Raw genomic sequence first — 19,880 nt, 5'->3', positions numbered from 1 at the left:
GGACGTGGAGCAGCAGCAAGGACGGGCGGCGGAGCCGGAGTTCCGGCTGGCGGCGGTCTTCGACCTGGTCGACCCGGTGAGCGGGCCGGGCTTCTCGCCGGACCGCCCGCTGGTGCGTGACTCCGCGCAGCGGGCCGCTCTGCTGGGGTACCTGAGGTCCGGTGCGGAGGTGCTGGTGACGCCGATGCTGATGGACGACGTCTTCGACAGCTCCCGCCGGGGCGCCGTCCCGATGGGATACCGCACCGACGGCGAGTGGATCTGGACCGACACCGTCGCCTACTACCTGGCGGAGTACGACCTCGCGCCGGAGCCCGGGCTGCTCGCCCACCTGCGCGAGCGCACCGGGGCGCTCCCGCCGTCGCAACCGCGGCCGTCGGCGGAGACCGTACGGCGGGCGGCGGAGTTCGTGCTGGAGCCGCCGCGCCGGGCCGAGCCGGCCTGGCGCCTGGAAACCGGCTGAACCCGGGGCCGCGCGCCGTCCGTCGGTCTGGAGGAGGGGCGGTTCTCGCCGCGCGGTCGTACGGCCGCGCGGCGCCGCCCCGGTCGGGCGTCGTCGAAGGCCGGGGAGCGTTGGTGGGCAGGGAACGTAGTGCGCGGGGCAGCGGGGCCTTGGGCGGGGGCATTCAGCTGCCCGCGGTGGCCTGGGAGGTGCCGGAGCCGGCCGTCGAGGCCCGGGAACCGGGCGCCGCAGCCGCCGTGACCGGCGCAGCCGCGGTCGCGGGAGCCGGGGTCGTGGGAGCGGCCGGGGTGGGCGCCGCCGGGGCGGTGCCCGCGGTCGAGGAGAGCGGTGCAACGGCGGTGGAGGCCGCCGGGCAGGCCCGGCCCGGGGTCAGTGCCGCGCCCGCGCCGGCCGCCGCGGCCGAGGAGGAGGGCGCCCAACGGCGTATCCCCAAGCCGATGGTGGCCGCCGCGGTGATCGCCGGCCTGGTGCTGGTCGGGGTGCCGCTGGGCATCGCGGGCTTCGGCGGGGACGGCCCCGGCACCCCCGGCGCCGACGGGCCGCCGCCCGCCGGCTTCTCCCAGCCGGACGGCGGCGGCAACGGCTACGTCCCCGGCGCCGACGCGCCCGGGAACCCGCCTGGCGACCAGCCGCTGCAGCCCGGCCAGCCCGGGGAAGGCGGCCAGCCCGGCCAGCCGGCCGGTGCCCAGCCCGGCGAGGGCGCCGTGGTGCCGGCTGCCGCGGCCGCCGGAGCCGTGCTGCCCGGCATCGGCGCCGACCAGGGCTCCGGCCCGGGCGCCTCGACCACCAGTCACGCCGTCGGCGGCGCGCCCGCCGCATCCCAGGGCGGTGGCCAGGGTGGCGGGCAGAACACCGGACAGGGCAGCGGCCAGGGCGCGGGACAGGGCGCGGGCCAGGGCGCCGGGCAGGGCGGCGGCGCACCGCAGACCCAGCCCCAGCAGCCGGCCCCGCCCCCGGCCAAGCCGAGCCAGCCCGCCCCGCCCCCCGCGCCCACCTACCACGCCGTCGCCGGCCCGGGCTGCGGCGGATCCACCTCCATGCAGCGCAACGGCTGGTTCGACGACGGGCAGAAGGGCTGGCGCAACAACTCCGGCGGCTACAGCGGCGACGGCTGCGGGGGCGGCTTCGTCTCCATGCCGATGTCCGGCGCCGCCAACAAGGACGACAGCAGCAACTCGGTGGTGTGGACCTTCGACACCGGCTCGCTCAGCACCGGCAGCTGCCGCCTGTCGGTCTACGTCCCGAACAACGGCGACATCAAGGCCGTCGGCGGCGCCCCCACCTACTACACCGTCCAGGGCCAGTCCTTCACCGTCAACCAGGTCTCCTCCCGGGGCCAGTGGGTCTCGGCGGGCACCTACCCGCTCAGCGGCGGCCGGATCGCCGTGGTGATGCACAGCCGAGGCCAGGACTGGGTGGGCGACAGCACCAAGACCTACGCCCACCACGCCGCCTCCGCCGTCCGCGCCGACTGCACCGGCTGACCCGGCCCCGCGGCACAGCAGCATCACCGACACCCGCACCACCGGCACCACAGCCACGAACGACGGAGGAGAACGGCCCATGACCCGCCATGTGCTGACGGTCGGCGCGCAGCCCGGCGAGGGCGGCTACCGGACGATCGGCGCCGCCCTGGAGGCGGCCCGCAGCGGAGCGGTGATCAGCGTCCGCCCGGGCCGCTACGACGAGAACCTGGTCATCACCAAGATGGTGACCATCACCGCCGAGGAGGCCCGCGGCAGCGTGCGCCTCTCCCCGCGCCGCGGCGCCGTCGTCCAGGTCGTCGCCGAGGCCGTTCAGCTCACCGGCCTGGTCCTGCAGGGCCAGGACGAGGAGCTGCCCACCGTCGACGTCCCGCGTGGCCAGGCCGCCCTCCAGGACTGCGAGGTCGCCGGCAACTCCTGGACCGCCGTGCTCACCCGTGGCCAGGGCTCCCTGGCCATGCGTGGCTGCCGGGTCGTCAACCCCGCCGGCGCCGGCATCGTCGAGACCTCCACCGGCACCAGCGTCATCGAGGACTGCGTCATCGAACACCTCGGCAGCTCCGCCGTGGTGATCGGCGAGAACGCCAACCCCGTCGTGCGCAACTGCGTCCTGCGCGACGCGCGCGGCAACGGCGTGTGCGCCAACGGCGAGGGCCGCGGCTCCATCGAGGACTGCGAGATCTCCGCCACCGACAAGCCCGGTATCGCCCTGGAGGAGCACAGCACAACCCGGGTGCTGCGCACCACCGTGCGCGACGTCGCCATCGGCGTCTACCTCAGCTCCGCCGCCCAGGTCCTGCTGGAGGACTGCACCCTGGAGAGCACCCGGGGCCACGGGCTGGTCCTGGCCGGCGGCACCGACCCCCTGGTGCGCCGCTGCCGCACCACCCGCACCAAGGGCCACGGCATCCACGTCACCACCCGCTCCCGGGGCCGTTTCGAGGAGTGCGCGGTCGCCGACGCCCAGGGCACCGGCATCCTCGTCGACGAGTCCGCCGGCCCGGTCCTGACCCGTACCACCGTCACCGACGGCGCCGGCGACGCCGTCGAACTCACCGGCGAGAGCGCCGCCGAGTTCGACCGCCTGGAGGTGCGCGGCGCCGCCGGCACCGGCGTCCTGGTACGCGACGGCGCCAACCCGCTGCTGCGCCGCGTGGACGTCGCCGAGGTCGGCGGCCACGGTGTGGAGGTGCTGCGCGAGGGCCGCGGCCGCCTGGAGTCCTGCGTGCTGGGCACGGGCGGGCGGGCCGCCCTGCGGGTCGCCGACGGCGGCAACACCCAGATCGGCGGCACCACCGTGCGCGGCGCCGCCACCGGCGCCGGGGCGGCGGTCAACGGCGTCGAGATCGGCCCCGGCGGCGTCGCCTCGCTGCGCGACTGCGACATCGCCGACTGCGGCGGCGACGGCCTGCTGGTCGAGGACGGCGGCGAAGTCACCGCCGCCCGCACCCGCGTCCACGGCAACCGCCGCCACGGCGTCCTGCTCGCCCCCGGCGCCCGGGCCGCGCTGACCGGCTGCGAACTCACCGAGAACGCCCACGACGGACTGCGCGTGGACTCCGAGGAACCGGTGCGCGTCACCGGCTGCACCGTCACCGGCAACCGCGGCTCCGGACTGCGCCAGACCAGGCCCAGCACCCGCCTGGCCGTCCAGGACCTGACCAGCCGCGACAACGCCCACGCCGACAGCCACGGCAGCGCCGCCGCCCACCCCGGCGCGGCCGCCACCCCCGGCACCCGCCCCGCCGCCACCCCGCCCGCCTCCGACGACCCGGACCCCACCGGGGCGCAGCCCGCCGTCACCCAGGCGCCGCCACCCGAGCCCGAGGGCCCGCAGGCCGCCCTGCAGGCCCTGGTGGGTCTGGAGGGCGTCAAGGAACAGGTCGCCACCCTGGTCAACCTCAACAAGCTGGCCCGGCGGCGCGAACTCGCCGGGATGCCCGCCCTCCCGATGGGCCGGCACCTGATCTTCGCCGGGCCGCCCGGCACCGGGAAGACCACCGTCGCCCGCCTCTACGGCGGCATCCTGGCCGAACTCGGGGTGCTGCGCAGCGGACACCTGACCGAGGTGGCCCGCGCCGACCTGGTCGCCTCCATCGTCGGCGGCACCGCCATCAAGACCACCGAGGTGTTCAACGAGGCTCTCGGCGGCGTGCTGTTCGTCGACGAGGCGTACACCCTGTCCGCCGGATCCGGCGGCACCGGTCCGGACTTCGGCCGGGAGGCGATCGACACCCTGGTCAAGCTGATGGAGGACCACCGCGACGACATCGTGGTGATCGTCGCCGGCTACTCCGAGGAGATGCGCGAGTTCCTCTCCTCCAACCCGGGCCTGGCCTCCCGGTTCAGCCGTACCGTGGAGTTCCGCAACTACTCGCCGCAGGAACTGGTCACCATCGTCGAACGGGCCGCCGCCGCCCACGGCTTCGAACTCGCCGAGGCCACCGTCGAGGCGCTCGCGACGCACTTCACCCGTATGCCCAAGGGCGCCGACTTCGGCAACGGCCGCGCGGCCCGCAAGGTCTTCGAGGAGATGGTCGACCGCCAGGCCTCCCGGCTCGCCGCCCTGGCCGAGGTCACCGACGCCGACCTGCCGCTGCTGCTGCCCGAGGACCTCGGCGCCGAAGCCGTCCGCGCCAACGGCCCCGGCCCCGGTACGGACGGCCGCGGCGAACTCCTGGAGCGGCTGCGCGCGATGGTGGGCTTGAGCGCCGCCAAGGAACAGGTCGAGAACCTGGTCAACCTGATCACCCAGGCCCGCCGCCGCGAGGAGGCCGGCCTGCCCGCCGCCCGGATCAGCCACCACCTCGTCTTCGCCGGCCCGCCCGGCACCGGCAAGACCACCGTCGCCCGCCTCTACGGCGCCCTGCTCGCCGAACTCGGCGTCCTGCCCACCGGCCAGCTCGTCGAGACCGCCCGCGCCGACCTGGTCGGGCGCTACATCGGCCACACCGCTCAGCTCACCAAGGAAGCCTTCGAACGCGCCCGCGGCGGCGTGCTGTTCGTCGACGAGGCCTACACCCTCACTCCGCGCGGCGGCGCCGCCTCCGGGGACTTCGGCCAGGAAGCCGTCGACACCCTGATGAAGCTGATGGAGGACCACCGCGACGAGGTGGTGGTGATCGTCGCCGGCTACCAGGAGGAGATGCGGTCCTTCCTCGCCTCCAACCCCGGCCTCGCCTCGCGCTTCCCCCAGCAGATCGCCTTCGACCACTACAGCGCCGACGAACTCGTCACCATCGTCAGCCGCCAGGCCGAGGAGGCCGGCTACCTCTGCGCCCCCGAGACCCTCACCGCGCTGGCGCGGCTGTGCGAGGCCGTCCCCCGGGACCGCAACTTCGGCAACGGTCGCTTCGCCCGGCAGACCCTGGAGGCGATGATGACCCGTCAGGCCGGGCGCCTGGCCCGCCTGGAGGTCGGCGACGTGTCCGAACTGAGCCTGCTGCTGCCCCAGGACGTCCCCGCCCTGCTCCAGGGGAGCGCGGTGTGAACGCCCGCCGGACCGTTGCCCTCGCCGCCGCCCTGTGCACCCTCGGCACCGGGGCCCTGCCCGCTTCGGCGGCGGGCGGCGACCCGTCGGCGCTTCCCGTCATCGGCCAGAGCCGCCCGGCCGCCCGCGCCGGCGACTGCCTCAAAGCCTCCGACAAGGGCACCGACCGCACCCCCTGGGCCCAGGCCTTCCTGCGCCCCGAAGCCGCCTGGCCGCTCAGCCGCGGCGCCGGGGTGACCGTCGCCGTCGTCGGCTCCGGCGTCGACCCCGCCTCCGGGGTCCTGGGCGAACGCCTGCTGCCCGGCCCGCGCGAGTACGGCACCGGCGACTCCACCCGCGACTGCGTCGGCCACGGGACCTTCCTCGCCGGACTGATCGCCGCCCGCCACCAGGACGGCACCGGCTTCGCCGGCCTCGCCCCCGAAGCGCGGATCCTCGCCGTCGCCGTCACCGACGACACCGGCAACACCACCCCCGCCCTGCTCGCCAAGGGCATCCGCGACGCCGCCGACGCCGGCGCCCGGATCATCGCCTCCGCCCTGCCCCTGCCCGCGGGCGACAGCACCCTCGACGATGCGCTGCGCCAGGCCGAGACCAAGGGCGTGCTGGTCGTCGCCCCCGCCACCCCCGACCAGGGCGGCGCCACCCTGCCCTCCGCCCCGCCCCAGGTCCTCACCGTCGCCGCCCTGGCCCCGGGCGGCGGCGCGGCGGCGACGGGGACGGCCTCGGGGACGGGGGCAGGGACAGGGACGGCCTCGGGCACCAGCGTCGGCATCGGCCCCGGCGGTGGTGCCGGCCCGGGAGCCGCCGGTGCCCGGGTCGACCTCACCGCCCCGGGCGAGGCCATGATGAGCACCGGCCCCGCCGGCAAGGGCTACTTCACCGGCAGCGGCCCCAGCTTCGCCACCGCCGTCGTCGCCGGCACCGCTGCCCTGCTCCTCGGCCACCGGCCCGACCTCGACCCGGCCCACCTGCGCGAGCGCCTCGAAGCCACCGCCTACCATCCCGGTACCGCCCTGCCCGACCCCCGTCTGGGCTACGGCACCGTCGACCCCCTCGCCGCCCTCACCGCCACCCCGCCCGCCACCGCCGCCACCCTCCCTGCCCCGCAGGCCACCCTCCTGGTACCCCCGCCCCCCGACCCCGCCCCCGGCGAGGCGGCCACCGTGGCCGTCGCCGTCCTGACCACCGTCACCCTCACCCTCGGCCTCGCCCTGCTGTGCACCGCCGCCCGGCGCCGCGCCTGGCGCCCGGGCCGCTGGCAGGTCTGACGGGGCGCAGCGGGCGTCCGTCCCAGGGCCCGGGCAGGAACAGGCCTCAGGACAACGGGCAGGAAGCGGCGTCGGAGACCGCGTGGACGCTGACGCCGATCCGGCAGTCGCCGACCTTGCCCGGCGTGCCCGAGTCACCTGCCGCCGATGAACCGTTTCCCGCGCGTGCACGCGCTGTTGGGCGGGCGGCGTACGACCAGCCGGTGCTCCGTCGACTGATGCCGGTGACCAGCCACTTCGACCTCTGGTTCGTCACCGGTGCCACGGGGCAGCGGAGTGTGACACGGGTCGGGCCCATGATCTGGCCGCACGACGAGGGGCGCTACGGGGTACGGGACCGGGGCGAGTTGCTCGCGCGCTTCGAGACGCCGGAGGAGGCCGTCGCCTTCGTGGTGGACGTCCTGCCGGAGGGGATCGGGCCGACGCGTTGAAGCGTCGTCCGAGCGGTACCGGCGGCCACACGAGGCGCCTGCGCTCTTGATCTCCAGGACACCGCCCCGGGCCGGATCCGGCTCGTACCGCCGTGCCGCCGGGGTCCGTGCCGCCTCGGGGTTGCGGCCGTGCGCGGTCAGGCGCCGGCCGGGCGGATGCCCTCGGCGACGAGGGCGGCGAGGTCGAGGTAGGCGCGGCGGGTGCGCTGGTGGAGCCTGGTGGGGTCGAACGTGCCGCCGAGGGCGAGGTGTTCGTCGAAGGGCAGCACGAGGGCGGCGCGGGAGCGCTGTCCGAAGTGGGCGACCAGGTCGTCCGCGTTGATCGCCCGGCTCTTGGCCCGTACGCCGGAGATCAGGGTGACGCTGCGCCGCGCCAGCTCCTGGTAGCCGTTGGCGCACAGCCAGTCCAGGGTGGTGTCGGCGCCGCTGGCGCCGTCGACGCTGGTGGTGGCGGTGATGACGAGCTGGTCGGCGAGGTCGAGCACCGCGCCCATGGAGCCGTGCAGCAGGCCGGTGCCGCAGTCGGCGAGGACGATCGGGTACTGGCGGCTGAGCAGCTCGACCAGCCGCCGGTAGTCCTCGCCGTCGAAGGCGTCGGCGACGGTGGGGTCGGCGTCGTTGGCCAGGACCTCCAGCCCGCTGGGGGTCAGCGAGGTGAAGCGGCGGATGTCCATGTAGCCGGTGATCGAGGGCGCGGCCGCGAGCAGGTCCTGGACGGTCGCCGGGCTCTCGCGGCGGATGCGCCGGCTCAGGGTGCCGGTGTCCGGGTTGGCGTCGACGGCGACGACCTTGTCGGACCGGGTCTCGGCGAGGACGGAGCCGAGCCCGAGCGTCGCGGAGGTCTTGCCGACGCCGCCCTTGAGGCCGATGACCGCGATCCGGAAGGAGCGGTGCAGCGGGGTGCGGATGACGGCCGCCAGCCGTTCCCGCTCGCGCTGCTCGCCTCGGCCCAGGCCCAGCCCGGCGGCCAGCAGCCGGGGGCGCCGGCCGGTGGTAACGGGCGACAGCGAGGCGGCAACGGTCGGTGCCGTGGGCGCACCGGGTGCCGGCGTGGCGGCGACGGGCAGCGGCAGCGGCACCGGCACGGGGGCCGGTAGCGGTGGGGCGTACGACGGGGGAGGCGGCGCCAGGAGGGCGGGCGCGGCGGACGCGGGCCTGGCCTGCGGGGGGATGAGCACCGTGCCCAGGGAGTCCAGGGGCCGTCGCCAGTCGGGCTCGGCGGGCGGGGCCGGGGGAAGGAGCCCGTAGTCGGGGGAGAGGTCCCGTTCCGGGCCGTGCCCCAGCCGCCGCACCTGCTCGATGACCATGTGGTCCGCCGCCACGTTCCGCCTCCTGTCGCCACGCCGGCACCCCGCCGGTGCCGTACGTGATCCCCCACCTGGCACAACGGCCCGGGAGGGCGGCACCGTTCACCGCCGGACGCGGCGGGGCGGTCAGGGCAGCGGGAGTCCGTTCGCGGTCGCGACCAGGGCGGGCAGGTCGCGCATGACGTCGAAGGTGCGGGCGCCGGGACCGGTCAGCCAGTGGGCGGGGGTGAGGCCGCCGTGGAAGCCGAGCGAGCGCATGCCGGCCGCGCGGGCGGCGGCGATTCCGTACTTGCTGTCCTCGACCACCAGGCAGGCCTCGGGTGCGACGCCCATGGTGGCGGTGGCGTGCAGGAACAGGTCCGGCGCGGGCTTGCCGTGCGCGACGTCCTCCGCGCCGAAGATCCGCCCCTCGAAACGCGCCGGCAACCCGGTCTGCCCCAGGGTGCGGCGCAGCCGCTCGTGGCTGCTGGAGGAGGCGACGCAGTCACGCATCCCCGCTTCCGCCAGCACCTCCAGTGCCCGCACGACGCCGTCCACGGGGACCAGTTCGGTGGCGAACGCCTCGTCGAACAGGTGCTGGAACGCCTGCTCCCAGCCGGGCTCCAGCGGTACGCTCGCGTGCGCCTGGACCTCGGCGCTCATGTAGGCGTGGCTGCGTCCGACGAAGCGCTCCACGATCTCGGCCTCGGACAGCGGCCAGCCGACCGCGGCGGTCACCCGGGCGTCGATCTTCACCGCCAGGCGCTCGCTGTCGAGGAGGACGCCGTCGCAGTCGAAGATCACCAGCTCGATGGATATGGGCATGGCGGTCACCCTAGGGCCCGTCTTGCCGATCATTCCCGGGTCCGCGGCGTTGGGGCACGCACCTCGCCGCGTTGTCGTCGGTCGCCAACGGCCCCCAGCCTCCGGCCGGGAGGTGCCCCCACCGCAGTGGCTCCGCCCCCAGCCTTCGGCCGGGAGGTGCCCCCACCGCAGTGGCTCCGCCCCCAGCCTTCGGCCGGGGAGCCGCGGCCTGATCCGAGCTGATCGACAAGACGGGCCCCAGGCCATCGATGATCATCAAGGCGTTTGCTTGCGCCGCCGTCGCCGCTACCGGGAGGCCTGCACGGCCAGGCCGATGCTGTCGATGTGAAGGTCCACGACGACCTCGTCGCCTTCCTCCCGGCCGCGTTCGGAGATCGCCAGGCCGATCAGCGCCAGTTCCCCGGCGTCGCCCCGCAGGGCGTACTGCTCGTGGGTCTCCTCGCCGACGTCCCCCAGCTCGTCGCGGTCCCAGGCCGCGACCGCGGCGCGCGCCAGGTCCTTGGGCAGGCGCACCGTGAGTGTGGGGTACTGGGTGTCCAGGCGCGCCCCGATGGCCGCCAGCACCTTCGAGTCCGCGCGGTACCGGTCGTACTGGTCCTGATCGTCCATGCCGTGAGGGTACTGACGGTCCCTCGTACTGTCGCCCGCTTTCCCGGCGGTCGGCCGCCTGCGAGCGGGGCCCGCGCCGGCCCGACTCCCGGTCCGGGGCGGGGCGTCAGTGGTCCTCGGTGAGCAGGACGGACGGTGAGCCAGTGGCGCATCGCGGCCCGGGTGGGGCCGGACAGGCTGACCGTCGATGTGGCGGGCGTGGTACATGGGTTGCGGTGCTGGGGGAGGAGGGTGAGGCGGATCGTACCGCTGTGCAGATCGAGGTCGTTCCTGCGCAGGGCGCAGAGTTCTCCGGCGCGGCAGCCGGTGTCCAGCACGGTGCCGGTGATCGCGAGGATCCGGCTGCGGGACTCGGACCGGCCGGGGTGGGCTGAGTGTTCCAGGTGGTCGAGCAGGATGCTGCGCGGGCGGGCGGCGACCACAGGCCGGAGCTCGACCTGTGGCGGGTTGCGGTCCGGGAGCGTGACGGTGATGCCGGCTCGGGCGCCGAGGATACGGAGGCAGTCCTTGCGGACGCGCATGGAGGCGGGCGAGGCCTGGCCCGGTCGTGCGGCGGGCTTGCGCCGCAGCAGGCCTCGCTCGGCGGCTCCGAGGTAGCCGGCGAGGGTGTCCGGCGCGAAGAGTAGGGCGAGTGAGTCGGCGGCTGTGGGCACGATCGCGCCCCGTTCCAGGGCGGTGCGCAGCTCACCGGCGACCCAGCGCAGTTACTTCGCCCGAGATGTGCCGGTCGGCGGTTCGCAGGCACGCTTGACGAGGGTGTCCAGTGCCTCGACTGAGGGTGCTGCTGTCGTCGGGGCGTTCGCCATGGCGTCACCCTGGCGCCGTGTCGGGGGTCAGCAGAACGTCAGCATCGGACGGGATGGAGACCGCACACGATGGCCCCGAGGACCCTGGCCCGCGGCATGGGCACCTTCTTCAAGACCTGCGAGCACCCGCAGGCGCGGTGGTCGAAGTGCCCGCACGACTACAAGATCCGCTTCCGCAACGCCGCCGGGAGGCAGACCGAGGAGTCCGGCTTCGCCACCCAGGACAAGGCGATCGACCGGCTCACCGAGATCTACCGGGCGAAGCGCGAGAACCCCTGGAGCCAGAGCAAGGCCGAGCGCAACCGCAAGTACGGCGCGATGAACTTCGGCACGTACACCGAGGAGTGGAAGGCCGGCCAGCGCGCGCTCGCTCCGGCGTCGCTGAGGCACCTCGACTCCCTGCTGCAGCACCACCTCTACCCCGCCTTCCACAGCCGCCGGATGGCCACCTTCGACCACAAGGTCGTCGATGCCTTCATCCGGACCATGGAGTGCAACGGCGTCGGCCTGGCCACCCAGGCCAACGCCTTCGACAAGCTCAAGTCGATCCTGCTCGACGCCCACCGCCTCGGCCTCTACCCGGAGAACCCGCTCGACGGGGTCAGCCGCCGACTTCCAGACCACCTACGCGGGCGGCTTCTTCACCGCGCGTCAGCACAAGGCACTGCTGGCCGACCCTGGCCTGCAGGTCTTCGACCACGACCAGGCCCTCCTGGCCTGCAACTACGATCCAGCGAAAGCGCTTTGCGCTGCCGACCGGCACGGCACCGGCAAGAGGTCCCAGGCCACGCCGAGCCACAACCGCTGCCAGATAGGATGCGCGAACATCTCCCGCACCGACAGCCACGTTCACCGGATCCGCGAGGAGATCAGCCGCATCGACGAGGAACTCGCCGCAGACCTGACGCCCCTGCCCATCCGCCAACGACTCCGGCAGCGATGAGCCGAACTCGAACAGATCGCGGTCGATCACCACGTCACTGCCACCCGACCATTCCCGGCACCGGAGAGCCAGCCGTGACCGAGACCCAGGCGTCAGCCCGGCCCGCCGTCTTCGACACGGCGGATATCGCCGCTGTCGTCGACATTGTGGCCGCCCACAGCACCGCCAGCGCGGGATCGCTCAACCCGGAAGACACGCAGGAGATCCAGCAGATCGCACAGGTGATGGTCCGCCTCCTGATCGGCCTCCCGCTGCACTCCGGCGGCCAGTTGACGGTTAAGTCCCTGGCCGTCGAGGCCGGGCTGAGACGCAACAAGCTCACCCACAAGCACACCGGCCTGAAGGACCTGTTCTATGCGCTGGTCAAGGCCCAGGACCGCCGCCCGAAGATCGCGGACCGGCTGCAGGAGGAGAACACCGCCCTCAAGCGGAAACTCAAGAGGGCCCATTCCGCCCGGGACCAGCTCTCCGAACTCGTCGGCCAGTACGCCAGAATCATCCACGTCCTGGAAGTCGAGAACCACCAGTTGCGCGAACAGCAGCAGCCCGGGGGCGTCGTGCTGCCGTTCCACAATCGGGAGTAAGGCACACGGCCAGGAACGACTCCCGCCCGCTCGTTGGCCTCCAACGAGCGGGCGGGAGATGGAACCCGGACCTACGAGGCGTCCTCGGCGTCCGTGGCGCCGCCGCCGCACATCGCCTGCCGGTACAGGGCCGTGAGCGCGCCGTCGATGGGGTGGGGCTGGAGCCGGCCGGAGGCGTCCGGCTTGTTCCACCGCTGGAGGTTGATCGCGACGGACATCTGGCGCCTGCCGTCGGCCCGGATCAGGGAGATCGTCCCGGCGCCCCAGGCCGAGCCGTCCTTGCCCCAGAAGGTGCCACAGCCGACGTCGACCTTGACCAGGCCGAGGCCGAACTGGATCGTGGAGCCGTCCAGGTCCACGACCGGGCCGGTGCGCTGCATTTCCGTCAGGGACGACGGGCTGACGATCCTGCCGTCGAGCACTTGGGCGAAGAAGCGGTCGAGGTCGGCCATGGTCGACACCAGTCCGGCCGACACGCCCACCCAGGAGCCGTCGTAGACGCTGTAGTCGCGCGGCGGGTCGATCTTCCCGAAGAAGGACTCGTACATCCGCGGGTGCGGTCCCTCGATGTACGGCGTGGTCGGGAACCCGGTGTGGCGCAGGCCGGCGCGTTCGATGACGTTGCGAGTGATGTACTCCTGGGCCGGGACGCCGCTCACATGCTCCAGGAGCTCCCCGAGCAGAAGGTAGTTGGTGTTGGAGTACACGCCCTTGGCAGCGCCGGGTTCGGTGGCGGGCGGCGCGTCGAGCCCGAGCCTGATCAGCTCGGCCGGTTCGAAGTGCCGGAACCGGTTGTCGTCGATGCTCTGCGGCGACATCTCCGGCACGTGCGGGTACTTCACCATGGACGGGAACGCGTAGGGGATGTAGTCGGCGATGCCGCTGGTGTGGTTGAGCAGCATCCGCACCGTGATATTCCGGCCGCGGTCGCCCGGTACGAGGTGCGGCAGGTAGTCGCCGATCGGCGCGTCCAGCCGGATCCGGCCCTGCTCGACCTGCTGCATGATCGCGGCGGCGGTGAAGGTCTTGGTGACGCTGCCGACGCGCTGGCGCATGCCGGGCCGGACGGGCCGGCCGGTGTCGAGGTCCGCGACGCCGGAGGCGCCGCGCCAGGTCCCGTCCGCGTCGCGGACCTCCGCGAACACCCCCGGAACGCCCGCCTGGTGGACCGCGTCCAGGGCAGCCTGGAGCTTCTCGGTGTCGAGACCGGTCGACTGGGCGGCGCCTGCCTCGGGTGTGGGCGCCGCTGCCACGGTGCCCGCGCAGATACAGAGCGCGGCCGCGCTCGCGGCCAGGGCGAGTCGGGTCTTCATGACGTTCTCCCTCTCGTGGGTTGAAGGTGTTGAAGGTCGGGACGGGACGCCCGGCTCAACCGGCCAGGGCGCGGCGCAGGGCGGCGCCGAGTTCGGCGTTCTGCCGCTGGGAGATCTCGGCGGACACGATCGCCTGCGAGCCGTGGAAGGTGCCCGGCCACTGGTGCAGTTCGACGGACACGCCCGCCTGCAGCAGCCGGAGCGCGTAGCCGAGATTCTCGTCGCGGTTGGGACACAGTTCGGCGGTGGCGATGTAGGCCGGCGGCAGACCGGACAGGTCCTCGGCCCGGGCCGGGGCCGCGTGCGGCGTGGCCGGCCGGCCGCCCAGGTAGTGCCGCCAGGACGCGGCGGACTTGTTGCGGTTGAACCAGGGCGTGTCGGTGAAGTTCCGGGCCGACCAGGTCTCCTGCCGGTCGTCGAGCCCGGGCTGGTTGAGCAGTTGGAAACGGATCGCCGGCCCCCGCTCGTCCCGCGCCCGCAGCGTCACGGCGGCCGCGAGCCCGCCCCCGGCGCTGTGGCCGCCGACGGCGATCCGCTCCGGGTCGATGCCGAGGGCGGCCGCATGCTCGGCCGTCCAGCGCAGGACGGCGTAGGCGTCGTCCAGAGCGGCCGGGAACGGGTGCTCGGGGGCCAGCCGGTAGCCCACCGAGATCACCGTCACGCCGGAGCCGTTCGCGATCAGGGTGGCCCAGGGATGCTCGGTGTCCAGATCGCCTATGACGAACCCGCCGCCGTGCAGCCAGATTAGGGCGGCCTGGCCGCGCTTCACCGGGTGGGCCCGGCGCGGCCGGTAGATCCGTACCGGCACGGCCGGGTCGGCGGGAACCGTACGGTCCTCGACGTCCAGGTCCGTGGTGTCTGGTGCCGGTACTGCGGCGGCCAGTTCGGAGAACCTGCCGCGGGCGGCGACCGGGTCGGCCAGGTCGGTTCGGGGGAACAGCGGGATGAACGCCTCGAGTTCGGGATCCATGACGACCATCCTGGCGACCGCCTCCGCGCGGGTCAGCCGCCAACTGTCGCGCGTCCCGTGCCGATCGTGCGCCGATCGGCGCACCTGCCACCGTAACGGTCCTTCTATCCTGCTGGCATGGAGGCACTGGCCGTACGGCTGTCGGGGCTCGATCCGTACGTCGACGGGGCGATCCGCATCGTCACGTTCTACGACACGCTGATGCGCCGCCGGGTCGACCTGCCCGCGCTCGCGCGGGCCTCGGCGGGCCTGGCCGAGTGCGTCGCCGGGATCCGGCTGCACGGCACGGGCGAGAGCACCCGCGTCTCACCCCACGGGACGGAGGCGTCCGGCCCGCCGGCACCCGCGTCCAGTGCCGTGCCGATCACCCTCGACGAGGAGGAGGTCGGCACGGTGTGGCTGGAACGCCTCGGCCCGCCGGGCTCGTTGGACGACGTCCTCCTCGACCGGCTCGCCATCGCCGCCGCGGCGGCCGTCGAACGGTACGGCCCGGCCCGCACCACCATGGCCGACCCGGCGCTGGTCGAGCTCGCCATCAGCGCCGACAGCGACGAGGCCGCCAGAGCACGGGCGCTGCGGCTGCTGGGCTTCGCCCCTGGGCCGCTCAGCGTGGTTGCTGTGCGCTCACCGCTGCCGCTCGACCGAATTGGGCTGCTGATTTGCCCGGCACACCCGGTGAAGGCGGCACCGCTCGCCGACGTGGGCGTCATCCTGGCCACCACCGTGGAGTTGGCCGGGCTGCCTGCCGGAGTCCGCGCGGGCCTCGGCATGCCTGGGAGCCCCGACCGGTCCTGGCGGCAGGCCAGAACTGCTCTGCGCTTCACCACCGGGCGCGAACCAGCCGTCCAATACAGCGACTTGGGTGCACTGGCGCTGCTCGCAGAGGTGCCGCCGGAGAGCTTGCGCGACAACGCCGACATCGCCGCCATCGCCCGGATCGCCGACAGCCCGGAGAGCCTGGACACCCTGGACACCTACTGCGCCAGCGGCTCCCTGCGCCGCGCCGCAGAGCTGCTCCACCTGCACCACAGCAGCGTCGCCCGCAGACTCGACCAGATCGCCAAGACCCTGGGAATTGATCTCACCGACCCCACCGGCCTGACCCGGGCCAAGCTCGCCCTCACCGCCTGGCGGCTCCTCGGCGACTGACCCTGGAGACACCCGCGCCCGCTCGTTGGGGGCCAACGAGCAGAAGGGGAGGGGAGGTTTAAGCCCTGCCTCCGTGAACATCATGCCAAGCACAACACGCTCGAACTTGCCACAGAAAACGAGCGGCTGGAGCCGGAGATCACCCGCAAGGACTTCGACGCGATGATCGCCAACCCGACTTGGACCCACCACCCCGACACCGACGCCGCCCGGGTGGCCCTTGGCTTCGACGGCACCTTCGCCGGCATCTACCTGGACTAACGAGCTCTGACGCAGCACAGGTGGCGCTGAGGAGGACGCTCTGTGCCAAGGACCGGGCGCCCAACCGTCGGACATACAGGGTGGCGACGGCTTCGATTTAGAGAACCCGCACGGTGGTTACTCAAGCTGCGCGTGAGCAACTGCGGGCGACCTCCTGGACCACTTCGCGGTTGCGGGCTGCGCCCCGACGCCGCGGCCGGTGGCGGCCGGTGGCGGCCGGCGGCGGATCGATGGGGTAGCGGCGGTCGAGTTCGGCGGCGACGCGCGCGGCCTCTCGGGGTCGACCTAGCACAGGACTCATCCGAGCCAATCGTCGGCGACGCCCGACTCGTCCGACAGCAGCCGGCCGCCGGGCATGAGCTCGGCGAGCAACTGCCAGCGACCCCCCCCTCGTCCTCGTCGGCGAAGGCGGCCCGCAGGCCCTTCGCCAAGTCGGTAAGCATTGACCGCACTTCATGCCCGGACGTGCCGGCGTCGATCTCGGCGAGTCGCGGTGCACTGGTCAGATAGCCGCCGATGGCCTGCGAGTGGTGGCGCTCGTCCTACGCGGGCGGGTGATCGGACACCACCTCGACCGTGTCACCGGTCGGCAGCAGCTCGACCCGCACGTACGCGTCAGCCTCGACCCGGTAGAGGTTGGCCGTGGCCCGCAGGTGCAACCGCGCCGTCAGATCCCGCCGCAGGGCCGCGAGGTCCTCCTGCCGGGCCGCAGTAACCGACGCTACCCGGGCACCCCCGGCGAACGCCACCTCCTCCTCCGCTGCGATCTTCGACACGGCCGAACTGCTGCGCCCGATCCCGGCAGCGATCGCGTTGCGGGACAAGCCGTCGGTGCGCAGGCGGCGGACGCGATCACGGTCGTCATCGCTGATGGGGGGCGTGCATGCCTAACCCCCCGAACCATATAAATTATTACTTTTGAATCGAAGATCGTCTCTTGATTTGGGGATCGTAAGCATGGGCATCGGGCTGGAATTTAAACTTACCAGAAGGAATTTTCCGCGATCTGCCTTTGATTTCAAAGCTCCAGGCGCTGCTGTCTGATCTGAATCTAGGGGTGGGTTCCTCTGATGATCTTGGAACCTCGATTGGCACCCACTTTGGGTGTCTTCCGGACCTTGGCTCACTGCCAGACTGGTGGGGGAGCGGCGCCGCCCATCACTCGATAGCGAGAGAAGGGTGCTCTGTGGGAGAGATTCAGCGGCGGCGGGGTAGCGCGCCGTCCGGGGGAGGTTGGACGCCGGCTGAGGTGATCGAGTTGACTCGATCGGCTCTGGCGGCCGGCGTGATGGTCGTCATCCTCGTGAGGCATCCGCAGCTCGATGCAGCGGCAATGACTCTGCTGGGTACCGGCTTTGCCGCGATTGCGGTTCCGGTGCGGCGGGGCGGGCGACGGTAGGAGTGACTGCGGCCCGCCATCGGGGGGAGGATGGCGGGCTGCGGGCCTGTGGCGTTTCCGGGTGCACTGGAAGCGCCTCCAACTCTAGTAGGGCTTGGTCAGGTCGGCGCGACGGTGGCGTGTCCTGGGGAGTAGGTGGCGCGTTGTTGAGGTGTGACACCTGGGGAGATGGCCGAGGTCCGGGAGGACCTGGAGGCGTTCACGGCGGAGTTGTTCGAAGCGTTCACGCGTGCTGACCAGCGGCGTTGGGGGCAGGCGTATGTGCGTGGGCTGCTCCTGGACGGCAAGCGGAAGTCGGTGGAGCCGATGGCCGCACGGCTCGGAGAGGACGGAAACCGGCAGGCTCTCGCGCACTTCGTCACGACGAGCCCCTGGGATCCGGCGCATGTCCGGGCCCGCTTGTCCTGGAGGATGCAGGAGGCCATCGATCCGACCGTGCTGATCATCGACGACACGGGGTTCCTCAAGGACGGCGACGCGTCGGCGTGTGTGTCGCGGCAGTACACCGGAACCGCGGGCAAGGTCACCAACTGCCAGGTGGGCGTCTCGCTCCACCTGGCCCGTGACCACGCCTCGGCACCGGTCAACTGGCGATTGTTCCTCCCCTCGTCCTGGGACCCCGAATCGGCGAAGGCGGACCCGGACAAGGTCGCCCGCCGCGACCGGTGCGGCATCCCCGCAGGCCTGGGCCACGTGGAGAAGTGGCAGCTGGCCCTGGACATGATCGACGAGACCCGGTGCTGGGGTGTCCACGTCCCGCTCGCCATCGCCGACGCCGGATACGGCGATGCCGCGGCCTTCCGCCTCGGCCTCCAGCAACGCGGCCTGCACTACGTGTTGGGGATCTCCACCACGCCGACCGCGCACCCCGCCGAAGCCCGGCCCGTCACGCCCGCCTACAGCGGCACCGGCCGGCCGCCGGTGGCGAAGTACCCGGACAAGGCCCGCAGCGTGAAGGACCTGGTCATCGCTGCCGGGCCAAAAGCGGCCAGGCCGGTGTCGTGCTGGGAGGGGTCGCGCCCCGGCAGGACGAAGACCGGCTTCAAGCGGATGTACTCGCGCTTCGTGGCGCTGCGGATCCGCCCTGCCGGACGCGAGATCCGCGATGCCACCGAGGGAGTGGAACTGGCCGAGTGCTGGCTGCTGGCCGAATGGCCCGCCAAGGAAGCCGAGCCGGTCCAGTTCTGGCTCTCGAACCTGCCCGCCGACACCGCGCTGACCACCCTGGTCCGACTGGCCAAGCTCCGCTGGCGGATCGAGCACGACTACCGGGAGATGAAACAGGCCCTCGGCCTGGCCCACTTCGAGGGCTGCACGTTCACCGGCTGGCACCACCACGTCACGCTCGTCTCCCTCGCCCACGCTTTCTGCACCCTGCGCCGACTGGCCACCGCCCCAAAAGATGTGGGGCCGGCCTGAGCCTCTACCAAGTCGTCCGCGAGCTCCAGCTCCTCCTGGCGACCTGGGTCGGCGCCTGCCCCACCTGCCACCGCGACATACCCACGCGAAAACAGACCTGACCAAGCCCTACTAGGGGGACGGCCACCGCCGCGACCGACAGCGCACCGCCGAACCGGGCCCACAGCAGCTCCGAGGGGGGCTGCGGCCGCCGGCGCACCGGCGGCACAGGAATCGAGTGAGGGTCTTCAGGGAGTGCGCACCAGTGCCCCGACCGCGGTCGCCGCGGTCTGTTCGATGAGCGCGATGCCGGCCTCCCGCGTGGGTTGATCGTCGGTGAGTACGACGACGAGCAGCGTGTGTCCCGCACGTTCGACGATGCCCATGCTGTTGACGACCCACAGCTGAGATGCCCCGTCAGGAAGCCAGCCGTTCTTGAGCACGGGCAGGTCACCGGGCGTTCCTGCCGCGCCGACGCCCCAGTTCTGCCCGGCGGTCACGGCGCGCATGAGGGCCCGCACGTACGACCGGGACGCGGCGTTCAAGGGGGAGTCCTGCGTGAACATGGCCTTCAGGAGGGAGATTTGGTCGCGGGCGGTGGTCCGGGTCAGTCCCCAGGGCCCCTTTTGACCAGCGTGTGCCGGGGTGAGGCCGAGTCGGGCGTTGGCCGCGTCCAGGCCCTGGCGTCTGCCGATGTCGATCCAGAGTTTCTGCGCCGCGTCGTTGTCGCTGAAGCGGATCATGTCGGAGGCCAGCTGTCGCTGAGCAGGGCTGAGCTGGCCTCCGCGGTCCTGTGCCTGCAGCAGCAGGGCGGCCAGGATGTCGACTTTGACGATGCTCGCGGAGATGAAGGCCTCGGTGGTCGAACCGTAGGCGGCCGAGCGGCCCGAGGTGAGGTCCTCGACGGCGAGGGCGTACCGGCCGTGGTGCGCCCCGAGCCCGTCGAGCGCGAGGCGCACGGCCTGCTCCGGCGTTGTCGTACTCACGACGGCGAGTTCTGGCCCGGAAAGCGTGCCTGGCGCTGAAGCGGTCGACGTCGACAGCGGGTCGGGAGGGGTGCCCTCGGTCGCTCCCGAGGCCGGGATCAGGACGCGAGCCACCAGGGCGGCGCCCACCAGCACGGGTATGACGAAGGCTGTTCGATGCTTCATATGGGCACTCGCTTTCCGATGTCCGGGCATGCGGATATCACCTGGGG

At 72.9% G+C, this 19,880-nt stretch carries 15 protein-coding genes; 8 read left to right on the top strand and 7 right to left on the bottom strand.

Going from position 1 to position 19,880, the window contains the following annotated elements; translation table 11 throughout:
• The first annotated feature begins 4 nt into the window (after positions 1-4).
• The 5 genes from ACGF13_RS34680 to ACGF13_RS34660 all read left to right on the top strand — a co-directional run bounded on the left by ACGF13_RS34680 (position 5) and on the right by ACGF13_RS34660 (position 7,139).
• A complete protein-coding gene (locus ACGF13_RS34680; RefSeq protein ID WP_392883065.1) occupies positions 5-463 on the top strand; it encodes a hypothetical protein in 459 nt (152 codons plus the stop codon).
• Positions 464-612: 149 nt separating this feature from the next.
• A complete protein-coding gene (locus ACGF13_RS34675; RefSeq protein WP_392883062.1) occupies positions 613-1,947 on the top strand; it encodes a hypothetical protein in 1,335 nt (444 codons plus the stop codon).
• Positions 1,948-2,026: 79 nt separating this feature from the next.
• Positions 2,027-5,437, top strand: a complete 3,411-nt coding sequence (locus ACGF13_RS34670) for a right-handed parallel beta-helix repeat-containing protein (protein WP_392883059.1) — start codon at positions 2,027-2,029, stop codon at positions 5,435-5,437.
• On the top strand, positions 5,434-6,708 hold the full coding sequence (locus ACGF13_RS34665) for a S8 family serine peptidase (protein ID WP_392883056.1): 1,275 nt from the start codon (positions 5,434-5,436) through the stop codon (positions 6,706-6,708). Before ACGF13_RS34670 ends, ACGF13_RS34665 begins: the two co-directional genes overlap by 4 nt.
• Positions 6,657-7,139, top strand: a complete 483-nt coding sequence (locus ACGF13_RS34660; RefSeq protein ID WP_392883053.1) for a DUF6193 family natural product biosynthesis protein — start codon at positions 6,657-6,659, stop codon at positions 7,137-7,139. Before ACGF13_RS34665 ends, ACGF13_RS34660 begins: the two co-directional genes overlap by 52 nt.
• Before the next feature lie 137 nt (positions 7,140-7,276).
• On the opposite strand, the gene ACGF13_RS34655 is transcribed toward ACGF13_RS34660, so the two are convergent.
• The 3 genes from ACGF13_RS34655 to ACGF13_RS34645 all read right to left on the bottom strand — a co-directional run bounded on the left by ACGF13_RS34655 (position 7,277) and on the right by ACGF13_RS34645 (position 9,859).
• On the bottom strand, positions 7,277-8,461 hold the full coding sequence (locus tag ACGF13_RS34655) for a MinD/ParA family protein (protein ID WP_392883051.1): 1,185 nt from the start codon (positions 8,459-8,461) through the stop codon (positions 7,277-7,279).
• A gap of 111 nt (positions 8,462-8,572) precedes the next feature.
• The gene (locus tag ACGF13_RS34650; protein WP_392883049.1) at positions 8,573-9,250 is read right to left on the bottom strand and encodes an HAD family hydrolase; all 678 of its coding nucleotides are present in this window, start codon (positions 9,248-9,250) and stop codon (positions 8,573-8,575) included.
• A 285-nt stretch (positions 9,251-9,535) separates the two neighbouring features.
• Positions 9,536-9,859, bottom strand: a complete 324-nt coding sequence (locus ACGF13_RS34645) for a hypothetical protein (RefSeq protein ID WP_392883047.1) — start codon at positions 9,857-9,859, stop codon at positions 9,536-9,538.
• Positions 9,860-10,761: 902 nt separating this feature from the next.
• On the opposite strand from ACGF13_RS34645, the gene ACGF13_RS34640 reads away from it, so the two are divergent.
• Positions 10,762-12,192, top strand: coding sequence for a hypothetical protein (locus tag ACGF13_RS34640; protein ID WP_392883044.1), 1,431 nt, complete (start codon positions 10,762-10,764; stop codon positions 12,190-12,192).
• A gap of 71 nt (positions 12,193-12,263) precedes the next feature.
• On the opposite strand, the gene ACGF13_RS34635 is transcribed toward ACGF13_RS34640, so the two are convergent.
• Together ACGF13_RS34635 and ACGF13_RS34630 are read right to left on the bottom strand one after the other, a co-directional pair.
• Complete coding sequence (locus tag ACGF13_RS34635; RefSeq protein WP_392883041.1) at positions 12,264-13,505, bottom strand: serine hydrolase domain-containing protein; 1,242 nt, start codon at positions 13,503-13,505, stop codon at positions 12,264-12,266.
• A gap of 55 nt (positions 13,506-13,560) precedes the next feature.
• Complete coding sequence (locus tag ACGF13_RS34630; protein ID WP_392883039.1) at positions 13,561-14,475, bottom strand: alpha/beta hydrolase; 915 nt, start codon at positions 14,473-14,475, stop codon at positions 13,561-13,563.
• Between the two features lie 117 nt (positions 14,476-14,592).
• Here ACGF13_RS34630 and ACGF13_RS34625 point away from each other — a divergent pair, with 117 nt between their 5' ends.
• On the top strand, positions 14,593-15,624 hold the full coding sequence (locus ACGF13_RS34625) for a PucR family transcriptional regulator (RefSeq protein WP_392883036.1): 1,032 nt from the start codon (positions 14,593-14,595) through the stop codon (positions 15,622-15,624).
• Positions 15,625-16,427: 803 nt separating this feature from the next.
• Here the strand turns inward: ACGF13_RS34625 and ACGF13_RS34620 are convergent.
• On the bottom strand, positions 16,428-16,661 hold the full coding sequence (locus ACGF13_RS34620; RefSeq protein WP_392883034.1) for a hypothetical protein: 234 nt from the start codon (positions 16,659-16,661) through the stop codon (positions 16,428-16,430).
• A 791-nt stretch (positions 16,662-17,452) separates the two neighbouring features.
• Here ACGF13_RS34620 and ACGF13_RS34615 point away from each other — a divergent pair.
• Positions 17,453-18,703 carry an IS701 family transposase gene (locus tag ACGF13_RS34615; RefSeq protein WP_392883031.1) on the top strand — a complete coding sequence of 417 codons (1,251 nt, stop codon included), beginning with the start codon at positions 17,453-17,455 and terminating at the stop codon, positions 18,701-18,703.
• A 227-nt stretch (positions 18,704-18,930) separates the two neighbouring features.
• Here ACGF13_RS34615 and ACGF13_RS34610 read toward each other — a convergent pair whose 3' ends face one another.
• Positions 18,931-19,833 (bottom strand): serine hydrolase, encoded by a 903-nt coding sequence (locus tag ACGF13_RS34610; RefSeq protein ID WP_392883029.1) that lies wholly within the window; start codon positions 19,831-19,833, stop codon positions 18,931-18,933.
• Between the last annotated feature and the right edge of the window lie 47 nt (positions 19,834-19,880).

The organism is Kitasatospora sp. NPDC048286 (genome assembly GCF_043201735.1).
Lineage (GTDB): Bacteria > Actinomycetota > Actinomycetes > Streptomycetales > Streptomycetaceae > Kitasatospora.
Note: the sequence above shows the minus strand (reverse complement) of the source record. Positions and strands in the feature narration are given on the sequence as shown.